This is a genomic window from Winogradskyella rapida (assembly GCF_042675845.1).
Taxonomy (GTDB): Bacteria; Bacteroidota; Bacteroidia; order Flavobacteriales; family Flavobacteriaceae; genus Winogradskyella; species Winogradskyella rapida.
The window spans coordinates 1409054-1428499 of record NZ_JBHTKM010000063.1 but is presented as its reverse complement, the minus strand read 5'-3'; the positions used below and the strand labels follow the sequence as shown (position 1 = coordinate 1428499).

Annotated in this window: 14 protein-coding genes; 11 read left to right on the top strand and 3 right to left on the bottom strand. The window is 35.0% G+C overall.

Annotated features, from left to right (window positions below):
• Together hemC and hemA are read right to left on the bottom strand one after the other, a co-directional pair.
• Nucleotides 1-1581, bottom strand: a complete 1581-nt coding sequence (gene hemC, locus ACFQ13_RS13470) for a hydroxymethylbilane synthase (protein WP_386118205.1) — start codon at nucleotides 1579-1581, stop codon at nucleotides 1-3.
• Nucleotides 1574-2821 (bottom strand): glutamyl-tRNA reductase, encoded by a 1248-nt coding sequence (gene hemA, locus ACFQ13_RS13465; RefSeq protein ID WP_386118203.1) that lies wholly within the window; start codon nucleotides 2819-2821, stop codon nucleotides 1574-1576. The genes hemC and hemA overlap by 8 nt, the downstream gene beginning before the upstream one ends.
• Nucleotides 2822-3030: 209 nt before the next feature.
• On the opposite strand from hemA, the gene ACFQ13_RS13460 reads away from it, so the two are divergent.
• Complete coding sequence (locus ACFQ13_RS13460) at nucleotides 3031-3930, top strand: helix-turn-helix transcriptional regulator (protein ID WP_386118200.1); 900 nt, start codon at nucleotides 3031-3033, stop codon at nucleotides 3928-3930.
• 4 nt (nucleotides 3931-3934) lie between these two features.
• On the opposite strand, the gene ACFQ13_RS13455 is transcribed toward ACFQ13_RS13460, so the two are convergent.
• A complete protein-coding gene (locus ACFQ13_RS13455) occupies nucleotides 3935-7450 on the bottom strand; it encodes a TraB/GumN family protein (RefSeq protein ID WP_386118197.1) in 3516 nt (1171 codons plus the stop codon).
• 220 nt (nucleotides 7451-7670) lie between these two features.
• Here ACFQ13_RS13455 and hemH point away from each other — a divergent pair, with 220 nt between their 5' ends.
• The 10 genes from hemH to ACFQ13_RS13405 all read left to right on the top strand — a co-directional run bounded on the left by hemH (nucleotide 7671) and on the right by ACFQ13_RS13405 (nucleotide 19440).
• Nucleotides 7671-8708, top strand: coding sequence for a ferrochelatase (hemH, locus tag ACFQ13_RS13450; protein WP_386118194.1), 1038 nt, complete (start codon nucleotides 7671-7673; stop codon nucleotides 8706-8708).
• On the top strand, nucleotides 8708-10060 hold the full coding sequence (locus ACFQ13_RS13445; protein ID WP_386118191.1) for an MATE family efflux transporter: 1353 nt from the start codon (nucleotides 8708-8710) through the stop codon (nucleotides 10058-10060). Before hemH ends, ACFQ13_RS13445 begins: the two co-directional genes overlap by 1 nt.
• Before the next feature lie 9 nt (nucleotides 10061-10069).
• Nucleotides 10070-10621, top strand: coding sequence for a CopD family protein (locus ACFQ13_RS13440; protein WP_386118188.1), 552 nt, complete (start codon nucleotides 10070-10072; stop codon nucleotides 10619-10621).
• Between the two features lie 193 nt (nucleotides 10622-10814).
• On the top strand, nucleotides 10815-12224 hold the full coding sequence (locus ACFQ13_RS13435) for a sensor histidine kinase (protein WP_386119456.1): 1410 nt from the start codon (nucleotides 10815-10817) through the stop codon (nucleotides 12222-12224).
• Between the two features lie 120 nt (nucleotides 12225-12344).
• Nucleotides 12345-13127 carry an enoyl-CoA hydratase/isomerase family protein gene (locus ACFQ13_RS13430; protein WP_386118186.1) on the top strand — a complete coding sequence of 261 codons (783 nt, stop codon included), beginning with the start codon at nucleotides 12345-12347 and terminating at the stop codon, nucleotides 13125-13127.
• A gap of 157 nt (nucleotides 13128-13284) precedes the next feature.
• Complete coding sequence (locus ACFQ13_RS13425; protein ID WP_386118183.1) at nucleotides 13285-15327, top strand: tetratricopeptide repeat-containing sensor histidine kinase; 2043 nt, start codon at nucleotides 13285-13287, stop codon at nucleotides 15325-15327.
• A gap of 102 nt (nucleotides 15328-15429) precedes the next feature.
• Nucleotides 15430-16086 carry a response regulator gene (locus tag ACFQ13_RS13420; RefSeq protein ID WP_386118182.1) on the top strand — a complete coding sequence of 219 codons (657 nt, stop codon included), beginning with the start codon at nucleotides 15430-15432 and terminating at the stop codon, nucleotides 16084-16086.
• Nucleotides 16087-16292: 206 nt separating this feature from the next.
• The gene (locus ACFQ13_RS13415; RefSeq protein WP_386118179.1) at nucleotides 16293-17042 is read left to right on the top strand and encodes a hypothetical protein; all 750 of its coding nucleotides are present in this window, start codon (nucleotides 16293-16295) and stop codon (nucleotides 17040-17042) included.
• A 532-nt stretch (nucleotides 17043-17574) separates the two neighbouring features.
• A complete protein-coding gene (locus ACFQ13_RS13410) occupies nucleotides 17575-18066 on the top strand; it encodes a hypothetical protein (protein ID WP_386118177.1) in 492 nt (163 codons plus the stop codon).
• Nucleotides 18067-18366: 300 nt separating this feature from the next.
• Nucleotides 18367-19440, top strand: coding sequence for a PA0069 family radical SAM protein (locus ACFQ13_RS13405; RefSeq protein WP_386118175.1), 1074 nt, complete (start codon nucleotides 18367-18369; stop codon nucleotides 19438-19440).
• The last annotated feature ends 6 nt before the right edge of the window (nucleotides 19441-19446 follow it).

Here is a 19446-nt window from a genome sequence, read left to right as displayed (position 1 = left end):
CTAGGCGCTGTAATAGGCGTTTACCAAAGCAACAACACTTTCTACTAAAGGCACTTTGGCAACACGTACATCTTCATAATACTTACGGGCTTCCTTAGCGGTTGTTTCTCCGATACAAAAGGCAATCCCTTTGGCTTTATTTTGCTTTAAGAAACTTTGTACTGTAGAAGGGCTGTAGAACATAACACCATCTAAATCGGCCTCAATTTTTTCAGCATCAAACTTGGTTTGGTAAGCTTCCACTTCATTAACCTTGATGTTATTTTCAGTTAAAAGATCTGGAAGTGTATCTAATCTTAGATTACTACAGAAATAGGTAACTTCAGTACCATCAATATATTCTACCAAGTAATTGGCTAAGTCTTTAGCGTATTGTTCGTAGTGTTTTACTTTGCCAATACGTTTTTCAACCATACGTTTGGTTTTACGGCCTACGCAATAAATATTTTTGAATTGTAATTCAGTAGCCGAGAAATTAGTTAATAAGGCTTCAACCGCATTCTGACTCGTAATAATTACATTTTCTATTTCGTTACGAATGATGCTTTTAGATAATCGGTTAGGATTAATCTTAATAGCATCGCTACTCTGAGGTACAACCGCCTCATGGAAATTGGCAACTTGATCGTTGGTTAATTTTTTTGTGGAGTAGATATTGGTGATTTTATCGCCTTGTGTAAGCGCGTCAATTAAAACCTTACCGCCTTTACCAATGATATAATCGGCACAGAATTCAGCTAATTCATCATGTTTTCCTAAAGGCACCACTTTAGCCACTTCAATTTTCTTAGAGCCATCTGTACTTAAAAGAATGGCTTTGAAGTTGACTTCTTCGTCTTTAATATAGGCTAATGCACCAATTGGAGCTGTACAACCGCCTTCAAGACGATTTAAAAATTCACGCTCAATTGTGGTACATATTTGGGTTTCTTCGTGATTAATTTCAGCACAAATCGCACAGGTTTCTTCATCAGCTTCTAGGGCTGTAACCATAACCGCCCCTTGAGCAGGAGCAGGAATCATCCAATGTAAGTTAATGGAGTTTTCAGGCGTTAAATTTAAACGTCCTAAGCCCGCGCCAGCAAAAATAGCAGCATCCCAATCTTCGTTTTGCTCTAATTTTTCTAAGCGTGAGTTTACGTTACCGCGTAAGCCAACAATAGTGTGGGTAGGGTAGCGGTTAAGCCATTGGGCACGGCGTCTTAAACTTCCGGTAGCCACAATTGCCTCTCTTGCAGATAAAAATTCTTCGTTGTGTTTAAAAACTAAAGTGTCATTCACATTACCACGTTTTAAAACTGCGGCTTGTACAATGCCTTTTGGTAAAATCGTTGGCACATCTTTTAGGGAGTGAACCGCGATGTCAATACTGCCGTTAAGCATAGCAACATCTAGAGTTTTAGTAAAAACACCCGTAATCCCCATTTCGTATAAAGGTTTATCGAGGACTAAATCTCCTGTAGATTTTATAGGGACAAGAACGGTTTTATGGCCTAATCTTTCAAGTTGTGATTGAACGGTTTTTGCTTGCCACATAGCGAGCTGGCTGTCGCGTGTGCCAATGCGAATAATTTTAGACATTATCTGTAGTTTCTAACTGGAATATTTTTTTGATGAGCTCTATGCTTTCATCAGAAGAGTCACTGTCTTCTCTAAGGTGGTGCGCAAACTGATTGGTAATTTTTTGAATAATGTTATTACTGATCAATTCGGCTTGGTCTTCATTGAAGTCCGTTAATTTTTTACGCTGGTTGTTGAGCTCCGTATTTTTAAAATGGGTCAACTTATGTTTTATAGCCTGAATGGTTGGGACAAATTTTAAGGTGTCTAACCAAGCATTAAATTCGGCTGTAATTTCTAGTATAATAGCTTCCGCTTCAGGAATAAACGTTTTACGCTTCTCTAAAGTATCGTCCGTGATTTTTGCTAAATCATCTAAATGGACTAGCGTAATATTATCGAGTTCTCTAATGTCTTCATTAACATTTTTAGGAATCGATAAATCGAGAACGAGTAATGGCTTTTTAGTAGAAATTAAATCTTTATACACGGTAGGGCTATGCGCTCCTGTAGCAACAATTGCAATGTCTGAAGCGTTTAATTCTTCAGCTAAGTTATCGTAATCTTTAACAATAAGATTAAATTTCCCGGCAACTTCTTCGGCTTTATCTTTTGTTCTATTAATTAGGGTAATGTGTGGGTTTTTAGTGTGTTTTACTAAATTCTCACAAGTATTACGACCTATTTTTCCTGTACCGAAGAGTAGAATATTCTTTTTAGAAATTTGTTCTACATTATTCATAATGTACTGCACCGAGGCAAAAGATACCGAGGTTGCACCAGAGGATAACTGCGTTTCGTTCTTAATACGTTTGCTCGCTCTAATTACCGAATTCACTAAACGTTCTGTAAAGGAATTTAAAAGTTGGTGTTTTTTAGAGGCTCTTGCACCTGCTTTAAGTTGAAAGATAATTTCAAAATCGCCTAAAATTTGGCTGTCTAAACCAGAACCAACACGAAACATGTGGTTAATAGCGTCTTTGTTTTTGTGTACGTAGGCCACCTCTTGAAACTCTTCAACTGTCCCTTTTGTGTTATCACATAAGAGTTGAATAAGTTGGTAAGGATGTTCTGCAAAGCCATACATTTCTGTACGATTACATGTAGAAATAACCAATAGGCTTTCAATACCGTTTTCTTTGGCTTGCACTAATATGTTCTCCTTAGCGGTATCGCTGAGGCTAAAATGACCACGCACTTCCGCATCAGCTTTTTTATAGCTGAGACCTATAGCGTAAAAATATTTGCTTTTGTTATGCATGTGTGACGTTCGCTCGTTTACCTGACTTCGGAAAGTAACGGCGCAAATGTAATTTCGATATTTTAAAAAAAACAACGCTAGAAGAACTTTAAGTGTCGTTTCGGGTTTTTTAGCGTTGTTTTTAACGAAAACATGATAAAAATCATACTTTTGTTTAAAATAAAGAGGTTTTAAGCCTTTTGTTTAGAACTAATCTAAATAATACGGAAATGAATTTAGAAAATGCAAATTCAGAAAGTAACGCTAAAGGTACTTTTGATGAAACCTTTTTAGAGGAAGGATTTTTCATTTTAGCCCATAAAAATGAGCACGATACCGTAGAAATTCTTGAACGCAAGATAGATAGTCGTTACATTCAATTTCATTTTTGTACTAAGGGTATGGCTGCTTTTGTCTTTAATGAAGGGCGATATACTTTAAATATTAATGAAGAGACTTCCTTGCTGCTCTATAATCCGGAGCGCGATTTGCCTATTCATTTAGAGTTACAGCCTCATTCTTGGTTAGTGTCTATTGTGATTTCTATTAAGAAATTTCACGGCTTGTTTTCTGAAGATACCAATTACGTCACCTTTTTAATGGATGATAATAAGGATAAAAAGTATTATAAGGATGGTAAGATTTCGCCTTCCATGGCGGTAGTGCTTAACCAGTTGATTAGTTTTAATCTTAATAATTCTATTAAGCCCCTCTATTTTAAGGGCAAAGCCTATGAGTTGTTGAGTTTGTTTTTTAATAGAAGTGAAGATGCCGATATTGAACAATGTCCGTTTTTGGTGGATGAGGTTAATGTGGCGAAACTAAAAAAAGCAAAAGATATTATTATTGCTAATATGGCAGAGCCACCAACCCTACAAGAGCTCGCCGATGAGATTGATTTAAGTCTTAAAAAGTTAAAAGAAGGCTTTAAGCAGATTTATGGCGACTCCGTTTTTAGTTTTCTATTTGATTACAAAATGGAAGTGGCCCGTAAACTATTGGAGTCTGGGGAATATAATGTAAACGAAGTGGGTTTACGCGTGGGTTATAGTACCGGGAGTCATTTTATAGCGGCTTTTAAAAAGAAATATGGGACGACGCCTAAGAAGTATATTACGGCATCGTCATAAATTTCTAATAATCATAATACCCATCATTATTACTCGCTGTAACACGTTTTCGGTCTTTATAGATGGTTAAATTCATAATTTCGGCATACTGTTCTTCTATTTCTTTGGTTTTGTCTACCAAGGTTCCATAATTTTCGGATTTCGAATAGTAATCTACAACCAATTGATTTGGATTTTTAGGCTTAATAAAAGAGATGTAATGCAAGGCCTCTGTTTTACCAGAATACTCATCATCTTTGTCGATTTTAAAGAAATAGATTTCGGCATTTTTACCTTTATCGGTTATAAAGTTGCGCTTAAAAAGAAATGCAATAGAGTCTTTTTCTTTTACATAATTGGCCTCCGACAAAAGTTTAGATTTGGCAAATTGTTGTTGGTTAATGCCAATAGGTTTGATTGTATTTAAAAGTTTGGCGTCATCTAATTCTTCTAATAATCGGTATTGATTGTCTTCATCTTTAACCAACTTTTCTTTTAATTGCTGCGGAATGGCTTCGTTTTCTTTAGTTAATAAGACGTAGTACTTTACAAGGGCATTGCTGTCTTCTACATTGAGTAGTTTTTCGAAGAAATCCTGGGCCTTACGTTCTCTTCTGTAGGGGAAAATTAATCGAACATAGGTAGCTAAATTATGAGAATATGAATTGTAACCATAATTATTACTGTTTCCTAAGGTGCGCTTTATTTCCATTTTAGCGTTGTTAAGCAACTGATTCTTGTATTTTTTATAGGTTTTTAGTTTCACTAAGCCACTATCTTTCACCTTGGCAAGCAAAATATATAAAGGTTGTTTGTATTCTTCTATGGTAGAGTATTCCAAGATTTCTGGGAATAATGAAGCTTTAAGTGCTAAAGAATCTTTCCCCCTGTAGTTGTAAAACATACTGCTTACACTTTCTAATGGTAAATCGCGCTCCATAAGATCTAAAGCAATTTTATAAGAGGCTTTTTTATTAGAATCTAGCAGCCCTTCTAATATAGAGCTTTGCGTCTGGGGATCGGAGTAACTATCGAGATACAGTTGTTCAATAAAGTCTAAATTGTTTTTTAAATCGATCTTAATAAGTTGCTCTACCAAATGCGATTTTATATTGAGCTGATTTTTGTCAAACGGAAAGGTCTTTAAAACAGAAATAAGATCTTTGCTATTGTGTTTTTTAAATTTCACCAAATCATAGGCTTCTAAAACAATACTGTCGTTGGCTTTCAAGGCTTCAAAAAATAAAGGTGTCTTATCCTTTAATATGTTTTGTCCTAAAAGTGTGTCTTGCGGTGCAAAAGATTCATAAAACTCAGTTACAAATGTAGAAGGTCCACTTATAGAATCAACTAGCGTCTTTAATTCATAAAGAACCCCTTCTTTTAAAACGTTTTTAACCCATACTTGTTTGGCACTAGCCGAATCGGAATAGGTAAATTTATGCGTATAGGTAGATTCGGTTTTTGAAGTGGAACGATTTCCAATATTAAAGGTCTTACCGGTATTGTAATAGGTTGAATTCTGATTGATTTTCTGTTCTAAATTTTTCCAAAGACTATCTACATTATGAAACATTTGCAGATCATGAAATTTGGTTCTAGAGATCGTAATCTGTTCATTGGCATCCGTGGTATAGACAGTTTCATTTACCGTTTGCTCATAAGCCTTGGCGCTCCCATTGCCGTTATAGTTGTAATTATACGGATTAGGTAAAGGGGCTTTGCCTACGGTTTTAACAGTGAAATGCAAAGTGGTATCTGTGACCTTTTCAAAATTTTTGTAGGTGGTTTTGTCGAATTTAAAAGATTTAAAATAAGCTGATTTGTCGGCCTCATTGCTACCTACATAGCCTAATAAATAATAACTACCGTCTTTAACTATGGTTTTAAGGTGGAGCTTTTTGTTGGTATTGGGATCTAAAATGGCATAGGATTCATAAGTTTTGTAATCGCCAGCTTTAAAACCACCTTTAGCTTCTTTTAATTTATAATTTTTATATAATGCATGATGGAAGTATTTAGCCTCAAAACTATCTTCTTCAATATAAGAGAGGTCATTGAGTACTACTTCTTCCAGAAAATAATACGCATCATCCTTATAGCCTTCAATTAATTTTTTACCAAAATTATGGAGGTTACTAGAAATGTAATATTCAGGAAAACGCACTTGAAACTTTTGCTGCGGAGCCGTAAAGGTTTGCATGTTGTCTGAAGGTGTTTTTAATGCTAAGCTGTTAAAAATGGCACCTTCGTGTTTAAGAACAAAGTCGCTGCGACCTGCAAATTTTATGATAATAATTTCTAAAGGCGTTTGGTAAATATGGTATTTCTGAAATTCGCCTTTCTTCGTTTTATTCACGATGCTTATACCAGGATACGGTGTGGTTAGCGCTTCCTTTTTAATGATGTCTCCAGGGATATCTTCATATAATAAACGGTCTATGGCGTCTAAAGTAATGTTAGATTTTTCGTTGGGTAAATACTGAAATCGGCTTATTCTATTCACGGTTAAATAAGCCCCATTAGTCATGTCTGGATCCAGATAATATTTTTGACCTCCATAGGAGAATTCCCTTAATTCATCATAAGTATTAAGGCTTAAAAAACCATCGGGAGTGCTATGAGGGTGGAGGTCTGGGGCAATAAAAAGACTATCTAATTTGGTCTTTTCTAATTTGCTATAGTTGGTTTGCTCCGAGGTTAGTGCTTTTACCGTATAGCCTTGTTGTTGTAAAAGGTTAATCATGCCCTTTTCTCCTGGAAGGTGAGCGGCGCCAACACCAGCAAAAACAGATTTTGTAGGCATTAATTTTTCTAAAGCGACCACCATATTTTCATTACGGATATAAAGCATGTTTTTTCTAAAAAACGGCGTGTTTACTCCGGCACCAATAGAATCTAAGAGATCTAAGTTTCGGTCACGGTATAAGTTTTCCTGAATTAAATAGGGATTTTCTTTGGCGTAAAGTTTCTGAATCCAAGGCTCTAACTCTTTTTTATTAGCGTTATAAGCCGCTTTAGTAGTAAGGTATCGTGATTCTTCTAAATCTTCTAAGGCATATATTTTTTTGTTGTTCTTTTTTCCGGCCTGAAAAATAAACATGTCCAAATAAGTTTCTTCTTCAAAATTATCTGAGGCGGTGTTTTTGCGGTATAAATAAGCGTTTACAGCATTGTTATCCATACGTACAGCACCACGGATGGCCATTTCTTCAGGATGGGTTAATTTAAAGGCATTGGTATAAAAATCATCATTATAATCGTTATAAGCGGCCATTTGGCTGAGCATAATATTGTAGTTAAAGCCGGGCCATGTGGTAGGGTCAGACTCTAAGGCAATACAATCACTTTGGGCTAAGGCTTTATAAAAAACATCATCGAGTCTAAAGGCTACTTTTTTACTCACGTGCATCGTCCCGTAGAGGTAAGAAGGCTGTTCTAAACCGTTTCCTGTAATTTCCCAAAGTAAACTTTGGTATTGCTGTTGTGCAAAACCGAAAACAGAACTGAGCGCTAGAAATATAAATGTGATGTTTTTCATAATATAATTTAAGTGGCAGGCGTCACGCAATCTAAATACAATACCTTGTGAGGTAGAATTTGGTGAACGCTAACTTATATAGCGATTAAATCTATTCATTTTTTTATGGATAGCTTAAAAGTTAACAAAAATTTTGAAGATAGCAGGATAAATAAAAGCAATACCAACCATTAGAAAGTATTATATTAAGAGTGTATTTTTGTAACGGAAAAAGAAAACTATGGCAAAAGGAATATTATTAGTCAATTTGGGCTCGCCAGACAGTCCAAATCCTAAAGATGTGAAGAAATATCTGGGAGAATTTTTAATGGACGAGCGGGTTATTGATTTACCTGTTGTGGCAAGAACCCTATTGGTAAAGGGTATTATTTTAAATACTAGGCCTAAAGCCTCGGCAGCCGCCTACCAAAAAATATGGTGGGAAGAGGGTTCGCCTTTAATTGTGCTTTCAGAGCGTTTGCAAGAAAAAGTGCAGCAAAAGGTAGATTACCCTGTGGCTTTGGCCATGCGCTATGGTAGTATGACTATAAAAAAAGGACTTCAAGAATTAGTAGATCAAGGCTGTACCGAAATTAAGACCATACCATTGTATCCTCAGTTTGCTATGGCAACAACAGAAACGATTGATGTTAAAGTTGATGAGTTAGTGGCTGAGCATTTTCCGGGAGTTACCATTACGCGTACACCAGCCTTTTATAAACGTGAAGATTATATCAATGTGCTTTCAAAGAGTATCGGAGAAGTGTTGAATGATCTTGATTACGAACATATTCTTTTCAGTTATCACGGGGTGCCTGAGCGCCATATCCGTAAAAGTGATATTACTAATGGGAACTGTAAAATGAATGGAAAATGTTGTTTCAAAAAAGGAAGCAAACAACATGAGTTTTGTTACCGTCATCAATGTGAAATCACCACAGTTAACGTGGCTAAAAAGTTAGGCTTAAAGAACGGAACGTATTCTACAACCTTTCAATCAAGACTTGGTTTTGATCCTTGGTTAAAACCATACACAGACCGTACTATTGAAAGAATGGGGAAAGAGGGCATTAAAAAAATGGCCATTGTAACTCCGGCATTTGTTAGTGACTGTTTAGAGACTTTAGAAGAAATTGCCATGGAAGGCGAAGAAATCTTCCACGAAATGGGAGGAAAAGAATTTACTGTGATTCCTTGTCTTAATGAACGTGATGATTTTGCTGAGGTGCTGAGCAGTATTGTAAAAGAATGGGCGACACCTGAAACAAAAACCGTTTAATGGCCAAAGTATCGTCAGAAGCATTAGGTAATGAACCTATTGGGAAATTACTGATAAAGCAGGCAGTACCAGCATCGATTGGGGTGTTGGTAATGTCGCTTAATGTTTTAGTGGATACGGTTTTTGTAGGTCAATGGATTGGAGCTATTGCCATTGCCGCCATCAATATTGTACTTCCTGTCTCCTTTTTTATTGCCGCCTTAGGAATGAGTGTGGGAATTGGAGGAGCCTCTATTATTTCTAGAGCTTTAGGGGCTTCTCATTATGAGAAAGCTTTAAAAACCTTCGGGAATCAAATTACCTTAGTCTTACTCTTAACCACTAGTATTGTAGCCTTAGGCCTCTATTATGTGGATTATATAATTTTACTTTTTGGAGGAAAAGGCGCCATTTTTGAACCCGCAAAGGTGTATTATAAAATTGTGCTTTATGGCATTCCGATGTTGGCTTTTTCTATGCTTGGAAACAATGTTATTAGAGCCGAAGGGAAACCCAAATTTGCCATGTATGCCATGATGATTCCTTCCGTAGGGAATCTGCTTTTAGACTATGTCTTTATCAACCTTTTAGATTACGGCATGGCGGGAGCAGCATGGGCAACAACCTTGTCTTATGGTTGTTCTTTTGGGTATATGCTTTGGTTTTTTAGTTCTAAGCAATCGGAGCTTAAAATTAGTTTTGCACATTTAGGCCTCGATAGGCCTATTGTTAGAGAGATTGCGGCCTTAGGTTTTGTAACCTTAGCAAGGCAGGCCGTGGTGAGCGTGACGTATCTGTTTATGAATAATATTTTATTCAATTTAGGTGGCGCCAGTTCGGTAACGGCGTATGCTATTGTAGGGCGTATGCTTATGTTTGCTTTATTTCCGGTATTGGGCGTTACCCAAGGTTTTCTGCCTATAGCCGGTTTTAATTACGGTGCTGAAAATTTTGACCGCGTCCGTAAGAGCATTAATATTGCTATAAAGTATGCCGCCATTTTAGCGAGTTTTATCTTTGTACTGTTAATGTTATTTCCAGAGGCTATTACTAGAGTTTTTACCTCAGATGTTGAGGTGCTTAATGAAACGCCTATGGCCATGCGTTGGGTCTTTGCAGCCACACCTATTATTGCGTTACAGCTTATTGGTGCCGCTTATTTTCAGGCTATCGGAAAAGCAAAACCGGCCTTGTTCCTTACTTTAACTCGGCAAGGGTTTTTCTTTATTCCTTTAATATTAATTTTACCCCAGTTTTATGGGGAACTCGGCGTTTGGGTGTCATTTCCTATTGCCGATGTGCTTTCAACACTAGTGACAGGTTATTTTTTAAATCGGGAAATCCGGAAGAATCTCATTCCTAAAACCGTCTAATTGTATTGTATGATGGATTACTATAATTACCTAAAATCATTTCATCTTATTTTTGTAATTACTTGGTTCGCCGGGTTGTTTTACATTCCTAGATTGTTTGTATATCAAATAGAAGCTTCGGAAAAACCGTCGCCAGAAAAGGAAATTTTAGGCAAACAGCTAAAGCTTATGGCGAAGCGCTTATGGTATATTATTACATGGCCTTCAGCAATTTTAGCAACCCTATTTGCAATTCTATTATTGGTTTTGAGTCCGGTTTGGTTGCAACAAAGTTGGATGCATGTAAAATTACTCTTTGTACTACTCTTATTTATTTACCATTACAAAACCCATCGCTATTTTATACAACTTCAGAATGATGAGGTTAAAGTGACTTCTAGTTATATGCGAATATGGAATGAGGGGGCAACCTTTATTCTCTTTGCCGTGGTTTTCCTTGTCATCCTTAAAAGTGCCGTGAATTGGATTTTTGGCGTGATTGGCTTATTTGTGTTGGCTTTATTGCTAATGCTTGGGTTTAAGCTTTATAAAAATATACGTTCTAAAAATCCAGATGCTTAACTTTTTCTGAAGCGCCAAATATGTTTTAAGGACGTAATACCCTAATTTTAAACTGAAGGTTCTTGGGGTTCTATTTTGGATTGATTATTGCTATCTTTAAAACTTGTAATTAAAATTAGCACAGCAATAGCTTTAAACCGGTAGTATCAGAATGATTAAACGTTTATCCTTAAGAACCCGAATTATTATCAATATGATTCTTTTGGTGCTGTTAGCTTCAGGCTTAATTGCTGCGGTTACTATTTACCAATACAGGGAAGAAGCTAAAGATTATCATGAAGAACGCCTACAACGTAAAGAGAGAGCCATACAGCAAAGTATTGGCTTTGTCCTGAGGGAAACCACCTATCCGGTCACCACAGAAAATATTCCATTAATTTTTAAAGATGAAATTTTTGAAATTGATGCCATCCATAATCTTCAAATTAAATTATATGATCTTGATGGTCAGTTGTTAAAAAGTTCTAAGCGGACCTTGCAAGTTGATCCTGAAGAGCGTTGTCTAGATCCGGAAATACTCAATGTTTTATCTAATACCCTAGAACATCGTTATGTGATAAAAAATAAGGTGGCTGGGCATACTTTTCAGTCCTCCTATACCTATATTATGGATGAAAAGTTTAAAAACATTGCCATTCTAAACTTGCCCTATCTAGAGAATGACGACTTTTTCAATAAAGAGCTTAAAGAATTCTTATTACGCTTGGCTTATGCATATTTGGTGTTAATATTTGTAGCCATAATATTTGCTTATTTAATCTCTAAATTTATTACCAAATCGCTAAAAACCATTAGCGATAAAATGAGCGAAACACGTTTAGAAAAACGCAATAAAAAAATCGAAATAAAGGCCTCTAGTGAAGAGATTGAAACTTTAGTCAACTCTTATAATAGCATGATTGATCAATTAGAGGCGAGTGCTGTAAAATTGGCCACCAATGAGCGTGAGCAAGCCTGGCGAGAAATGGCTAAACAGGTGGCGCATGAAATTAAAAACCCGCTGACTCCTATGCGATTAACCGTTCAGAGTTTTGAACGTAAATTTAATCCGGAAGATGAGAATATTCATCAGAAATTAAAAGAGTATACTGATACCCTAATTCAGCAAATAGATACCTTAAGTTCTATTGCATCTGCATTTTCAAACTTTGCTAAGATGCCTGCGCAAAAAAGCGAAGAGCTCAATGTGGTGCTGATTGTAAAAATGGCCCTCGATATTTTTAATGAAGATTATATTGAGTTTTATCCCGAAACAGAAGAAATTATCGCGAAATTCGATCGTACACAGCTTATTAGAGTGGTAACTAATTTGGTGAAGAATGGTATACAGGCAATTCCAGATACGGTAAAAGCGCCAAAGATTATAGTGCGTGTTTTTAGTACGCAAGATAATGTGAGTATCACCATAGAAGATAATGGGTCAGGGATTTCAGAAGAGACCAAATCTAAGATTTTTGAGCCTAAATTCACAACCAAGTCTAGTGGTATGGGCTTAGGTTTAGGGATGGTGAAAAACATTGTAGAAACTTATAACGGAAGTATTACCTTTACATCTCAACTTGGTAAAGGCACTATTTTTACGGTTGTTTTTCCGAAGCATTAAACCATGTTTAAACTAAAGTAATGAGGACAAGATTTTGAATAGGAAGGTGTTTAGACCTCATTTTATAACTAAATTTAATTAATAAGATTCCCGCTTTTTGGGGAATACAAATACGTTATTATGACTTACGACAATATTTTATCAGAGTATTCAAATGGAATTACCACCATTACAATTAACAGACCTAACAAATTAAATGCTTTAAATAAAGCGACTATTCAAGAACTACACGAAGCTTTTGATGCGGCCAATACCGATGAAGATACCAAAGTGATTATCATCACAGGAAGTGGCGAAAAAGCCTTTGTCGCTGGGGCAGATATTAGTGAGTTTGCCGATTTTAGTGTTGAAGAAGGTGGACAATTAGCAGCTAAGGGCCATGAGCTTTTATTCGATTTTGTAGCCAATTTAAGCACACCTGTTATTGCTGCCGTTAATGGTTTTGCACTTGGAGGCGGTTTAGAATTAGCGATGGCAGCACACTTTAGAGTGGCTAGTGATAATGCCAAAATGGGCTTGCCAGAAACCTCATTAGGTGTGATTCCGGGGTATGGTGGTACACAACGTTTACCACAGTTAGTCGGTAAAGGAAGAGCGATGGAAATGGTGATGACGGCTGGGATGATCGACGCTGAAAAAGCTTTAAGTTACGGGTTAGTTAACCATGTTGTTCCTCAAGATGAATTATTGCCTTTAGCTGAAAAAATTGCGAGTAAAATTATGCGTAATTCGTCTGTAGCAATAGGTGAAGCAATCCATGCGATAAACGCAAATTACGATGCTGGAATTAATGGTTTTGAGGTGGAAATTGAAGCCTTCGGAAACTGTTTTGGCACGGAAGATTTTGTAGAAGGAACAACGGCGTTTTTAGAAAAACGTAAGGCAGATTTTCCTGGGAAATAGCATTTTTATACCGAATTAAATTTATTTCACCTCTGTTAATTGACAAACCTATAACGTCAATTAGCAGAGGTTTTTTATTTCGACTCACTTATTTTAACAAAAAGTATTGTTTTGTTGTAATTGGTCTCTGTTATTTCTATTTCTTTATTTTTAGAGAATGAAAAAGTATTTATTTTTCTTATTAACTATGTTCCTCTTTATTTCTTGTAAAGAAGAGGTTTATACTAACGAGGAACCACCTTTACCCAAAGAGGTGGATTATTTATTTAAAGTGGCGTATAATAATTTTTTAACTCTTGAGACAAGAGAAGCAGCTATCAATAAAATTGAGAGTTATCTAAATAAAAGAAAAAACGATTCTACAAAAAGGAAAAATTATTTAAAAGTTGCAAATAGATATTATAGTATTAGCGATATAAAAGGAGAATATAAAAGTGCTTTCATAGCTTTAAAATTAGCTACCCAAGCTAAGGATACTTTTATTATTGCTAGAAGTTATATGTATATCGGGGATAATTTTTTAAAATTAAATAAGAAAGATAGTGCTTTTTACTATAACTATAAGGCTTCTACTTATTTTCCAGTGACAAAAGATAAGAATACTCAAAGAAGTGCATTATCAAACTTATCATTAATTTTAAAATCTGTTAAAGATTACACAAAAAGTGAAAAATATGCGGTAGAAGCATTAAAAATAGTTGATGATGATAATAATTTTTTGGCTAAATATGGAGTTTATAATACTTTAGGTAAATTATTTTCTGAAACCAAAAAATATGATTTAGCTTTTGACTACTATAATAGAGCACTTAAATCAACCGACCATTTTAATGAAAAGCAAAAAACCTATCAATTAAGATTAAAGTCTCAGTCGCTGCTTAACATTGCCATTTTAAAAATGGATCAAGGGTTATATAGGGAAGCTGAAACCTATTATGAGCAAACCGATAACCTGGGTGTCCTTGCTAAGCAGAACCCTTTTAATTACGCTTATTTATTGGAGAATTGGGCCTATAATAGGCATAAGTTAAATAAAAATGGGGTGATGGCGCTTTTTAATAAAGCCCTGCGCGTCCACGACAGTATAGATTCGCCCTCACGTAGTACAGGAGAATTGCTTTTGGCTAATTATTATAAGGATATAAATAATAATGATTCGGCCTTTTATTTTGCACAAAAGGCATACCATACCACTAAAAAAAATGGACAATTAGGAGAGGAATTACAAGCCATACATTTAATGGCGCAAACCGATAGTTTAACAAAAGCAGAACAGTGGTACGAAACCTATTTAACTTTACAAGATAGCATTACTTTAAGTGAGCGTAACCAACAAGAAAAGTTTGCTTTAATTGAGTTTAATACCGAGAACTTAATAAAAGAAAAACAATCTGCTGAAAAACAAAGAGACAAAGCCGATAAAGGATTTTGGGTTGCAACACTATTAAGTGTACTCATTATAGTAATATCAGTTATGGTCTACATTAATAGAGCCAGAAAATTAAAAAACAAAGAATTAGTTCTAGCTCAAAAGGAATTAGAGGCCAATGAGAGCTTGTACAATCTTATGTTAGAAGAGCAATTTAAAATAGAGCAAGGGAAACATTTTGAAAAAAAACGAATGTCTCAAGAGTTGCATGATGGAATATTAGGAAAGCTTTCTGGTATTCGTTTGAATCTATTTGTGCTTAACAAAAGAAAAGATGTTGATACCGTAGAAAAGTGTTTGCCTTATATAAAAAGTTTACATGATGTAGAAAAAGAAATACGAGCTATTTCTCATAATCTGAGTGAAGACTTATTTTCAGATCAAGTGAATTTTACAAAAATGATTTCGGGTTTGTTTGAAAATATTACAGGTGACTCTAAATTAAAACTCAATTTATATTTTGATGAGCTTATAGATTGGAAGGTTGTATCTAATGCTACTAAAATCGAAGTATATCGTATACTCCAAGAGGGACTGCATAATATAAAAAAACATGCTAAAGCCAATACGGTTATAGTAAAGATGGCGCAAACCGATACCCATATTGTTATTGAGCTTATAGATGATGGTGTAGGATTTTCTAATACGACCAAACCAAAAGGTATTGGTCTAAAAAACATGAAGGACAGAGCTGGTAAAATAAAAGCGGAACTAAAAATAGAATCGCAACGCAATATGGGCACGACGCTTTCGATTTTTATATCCAAATAGTTTTAATGTGTTTTGTTCAAAGTGCTTAAGTTGAATCCAAAGATAAGTATTGATTAATTTTTTTATATTTGGTTTACACCTATCTATCCTTAGAACCATTTTATGGAAGTATTGATTATTGACGACCATCCAACCCAAATAGATGGTTACAAAAGTATTTTATCTTTTAGTGATGTTAATGAGTCTCTTAATTTTACGGCATGTCATAATTGTACAGAAGCCTATAGGGTTATCAGAACAGCACAGAACAAATATCCTTTTGCACTAGCCATAATTGACTACAGCATTCCTCCTTATGAGGATCAAAATTTATTTAACGGAGTGGATGTGGCACGTTTAATAAAAAGTCATTTTCCAGAAACAAGAATAGCAATTATTACCTCACATACGGAAGCTATAGTATTGTATAATGTGCTGAAAAAAGTAAACCCTCAAGGGCTTTTGGTTAAAAGTGATATAGATGGAGAAGAACTACTAGAAGCGTTCTCGGAAATCACAAAAGGAAACTATTACTTTTCTGAAAGCGTAAAGAAGGCAAAAAAACTACTCCTCTCAAAGGAAGAACTTTTAGATAGGACCAATAGAAAAATCATCGAACTTTTAGCCCAAGGTATTAAGACCAAAAACCTACCTACGCATCTATCACTTTCCCAAAGTGCTGTAGAAAAACGTAAATCTATTATAAAAGATGTCTTAGGTATTACCAAAGGTAACGATGAAGATATCTTAAGAGAAGTACGCAAACTCGGCCTACTTTAATTTCAACTATTTTTTAACTTTAACATAGATTACGGATTTACCGTAATACGAGCTCTTTTTCTCTTGTTACATTTACAATGTTAGTATAATTGTTTTGGAGCATGTATCTGTAGAAACTGCTGTAGATGGTATCAGATACGATGCTAGGTATTATTCGTTTTTGATCAAGCCTTTAATAGTGGTTTTTAACTTAAAATATATTGTTTATGAAAATTAAAACTATGGGTATTACTCTTGTTATTTTGCTTTTTTTGAGCTGTAAAAGCTTTCTCATAAATACAGCCCTTGAGAAGGTAGGAGCATATGATGAAAGAGTTGTAGCCAGTGAACTAGTTAGTATAGATAAAGAGATTGTTTTTATACCTATGGTTCACTTGAGTACTGAGTTGTTTTATACTGATGTAAGACATAAAATAGATTCCCTAAATAAAATAGGATATTATTTCTATTATGAACAAACTAAAGGAAGTCTTAAAGAGGATACAATATTGAGAAAAATAAGAAAAATAAGAGGAATTCCATTTTCAAAGAATGGGTATAACTCATTGTTAGATTCATTACTAAATAAAAGACAAAGGTCTAAACTTAAGAAAGAAATTGTTAATCAACCAGATTATAAGCAGCTAGGTTTAAACGAACAAAATAGTGTGAATGTTGATGCGACTTTAAGACAAATTGTAGATTATTATGAGAATACGTATGGAGAGTTAGTTTTAGAAAGTTGTGACTATGGTAATACTATTTATGAAAAAACTGATTGTGATCAAAAAGAAAGGGATAAGCAAAAATATGATGAAGTAGCGGTTGCTTATAGAAACAACCTTGTTGTTGAATATTTATTAAATGACAATACACATAGTAAAATTGCTATTGTTTATGGTAGAAACCATATTGACGGAATTAAGAAAGAGTTGATTGAAAGAGGTTATGTAGATAACAAACAAGTAAGTAATTGAAATTTTTTGTAAAAGTTCAAATTTCTGGTTCTGAAAATATTACTAAAGTAATGTTGCTAAATGCAGAAATACTGTCTTAGATGCAGAGTGTATGGCATACCGAAATATTGGCGGTTTTCGCCTAACGCAAAGCTCATAGAAAAGTGGTCGGGCTTTTAGTAGGGTTCTTATGATAATACTCAAACTAAAATAGAAAGTCTTAAAAATATATTTCGCTACACTGTGATTTGACATTAACATTTAGTGCGGTTTTACCGTAATACTACCTCCTTTTTTTATGTTACATTTACATTGTCAATAGGTTGCAACTTAATTGATGTAGCTATTTTGGGTGTCAACCTATAGGTTTTTTGAATGAAAACGAAGGTATGGTTAGCTATTAGATAAAAGTAGATCGTTAACATATAACCGAAAAAGTCGCTATAAGTAAACTGCTTTCACAAGTTTGCTGAAACCAGAATAAAAACATTTTGATTTTTTAAATAACCAACTGATTTATATAAAAGCAAATAACCAATTAATACTAAAAACCATGAAAACAAGATTATTTATTATTGCATTTTTTTTATTTAATTCTATTATGTTCGCTCAATCTAAATTTACATTAGGGTTTGATCTAAGTGAGCAGTTTATGCAAAAAGATGTGGGGTTAAACATTGAAGGTTTGTTAGGTTACAACTTAAGTTCTGATATAACTTTGGTTCTAAGTGCATCCAATGCAACTATGGAAAATAAGGATTTAGACTTAGAGTATAAACTAGACAAATATGCATTTCAAGTAAACTATGATTTTGGAAAATCTGAAACTTCTAAGTTTGAATCTATTTTTGGGTTGTCTTACGTTAATTTTGATAAGAAACTAGGTCTTGAAGATGATAATGGATTAGGAATTGATTTAGGTGTTCAGGTTATATTTGGTTTAAAAAGCAAACTACACTATGGCCTTAGGATAGTTTCAACGTACAGTAGTATTTCCCCTGGAGGCATATTAAATGCAGGAGCAATATTTAAATATAACTTGTAAGATTTGTAAACGGGACTTTCTTTAATGCGAATGCTTTTCTTCAAAATTAATCATTGGTCCTTATGAAATGTGTAATCTAAACCTTATTAGCGGCTTTATGAGCTGTTATACTGGTGTCTTTGATGTTCTCAGTTGATCATAGAGGCAGTTAATATTATTGCGCCCATTAAAGGCGCAATAGTTGTAGTTCTATTAGTAATTGAATCATAGGCATGTCTGTTTAATGTTGATAGTTTTAATTTTTAGGTATAACTACAACCTGTAGCCACGTTCAGCCCGAGTTCATAGTAATTTTAGGGTATGAATGCTAAATACCCCATAAAAGGCCGTGGTGCCCAACAAAACACGCTCAATCGTTTTTTTGAGTTGTCTCATACCATGCGAGATGACTTCCTAGAGTTCTGCGAAAAGGAAGGTGAGATTGCCGATAAGAATAAAACCCAATACCTTAACGTACATCCTAAAACCATTGTAAATAAAGTGACGAGTCCTGATGTTGGGATGGCCTATTCTATGAATATGTACCAGGGTTGTGAGCATGGATGTATTTATTGCTATGCAAGAAATAGTCATGAATATTGGGGCTATAGTGCGGGATTAGATTTTGAACGTAAGATTTTAGTAAAAAAAGAGGCGCCCAAGCTATTAGAAACCCATCTAAAAAAGAAAAGTTGGAAGGCTCAAACTATTGTGATGTCTGGTAATACCGATTGTTATCAGCCTGCTGAGAAGCAATTTGAACTTACAAAGCAATGTTTAGAAGTGTTTTTAAAGTATAAACATCCGGTTGGTATTATTACTAAGAACGCTTTAATTTTACGTGATATAGAAATCTTGAAAGCTTTAGCGGAAGATCATCTTATTGCGGTAAATATCTCCATAACGTCTTTATCTGAAACCACACGGCGTGTTTTAGAGCCAAGAACAGCAACTATTAAACGAAGACTTCAAGTTGTAAAAGCCTTAAGTGATCAAGGGATTCCCGTAAATGTGATGTTGGCTCCTATTATTCCTTCTATTAATAGTCATGAGATATTGCCCATGGCAAAAGCGGTGGCAGACGCGGGGGCTTTAGGGATTAGTCATACTATAGTAAGGTTAAACGGTGCTATTGGTGAAATTTTTACGGATTGGATTCATAAAACCATGCCCGATCGGGCGGCTAAAGTATTACACCATATTGAAAGTTGTCATGGTGGGACGCTAAATGAAAGCGAATATGGGAAGCGAATGCATGGCGAAGGGCAAATAGCGCAGCAAATTAATGATATGGTAAGGTTGGCACGGCTTAAATACTTTAAGAATAAAGGGATGCCGCCGTTAAATACCGCTTTACATGAAACCTATAAAGACGGGCAGTTGAAACTGTTTTAAACAAAA

Coding starts and splice junctions, on each gene's coding strand:
- hemC (WP_386118205.1), bottom strand. CDS start 1,581: ATGTCTAAAATTATTCGCATTGGCACACGCGACAGCCAGCTCGCTATG.
- hemA (WP_386118203.1), bottom strand. CDS start 2,821: ATGCATAACAAAAGCAAATATTTTTACGCTATAGGTCTCAGCTATAAA.
- ACFQ13_RS13460 (WP_386118200.1), top strand. CDS start 3,031: ATGAATTTAGAAAATGCAAATTCAGAAAGTAACGCTAAAGGTACTTTT.
- ACFQ13_RS13455 (WP_386118197.1), bottom strand. CDS start 7,450: ATGAAAAACATCACATTTATATTTCTAGCGCTCAGTTCTGTTTTCGGT.
- hemH (WP_386118194.1), top strand. CDS start 7,671: ATGGCAAAAGGAATATTATTAGTCAATTTGGGCTCGCCAGACAGTCCA.
- ACFQ13_RS13445 (WP_386118191.1), top strand. CDS start 8,708: ATGGCCAAAGTATCGTCAGAAGCATTAGGTAATGAACCTATTGGGAAA.
- ACFQ13_RS13440 (WP_386118188.1), top strand. CDS start 10,070: ATGATGGATTACTATAATTACCTAAAATCATTTCATCTTATTTTTGTA.
- ACFQ13_RS13435 (WP_386119456.1), top strand. CDS start 10,815: ATGATTCTTTTGGTGCTGTTAGCTTCAGGCTTAATTGCTGCGGTTACT.
- ACFQ13_RS13430 (WP_386118186.1), top strand. CDS start 12,345: ATGACTTACGACAATATTTTATCAGAGTATTCAAATGGAATTACCACC.
- ACFQ13_RS13425 (WP_386118183.1), top strand. CDS start 13,285: ATGAAAAAGTATTTATTTTTCTTATTAACTATGTTCCTCTTTATTTCT.
- ACFQ13_RS13420 (WP_386118182.1), top strand. CDS start 15,430: ATGGAAGTATTGATTATTGACGACCATCCAACCCAAATAGATGGTTAC.
- ACFQ13_RS13415 (WP_386118179.1), top strand. CDS start 16,293: ATGAAAATTAAAACTATGGGTATTACTCTTGTTATTTTGCTTTTTTTG.
- ACFQ13_RS13410 (WP_386118177.1), top strand. CDS start 17,575: ATGAAAACAAGATTATTTATTATTGCATTTTTTTTATTTAATTCTATT.
- ACFQ13_RS13405 (WP_386118175.1), top strand. CDS start 18,367: ATGAATGCTAAATACCCCATAAAAGGCCGTGGTGCCCAACAAAACACG.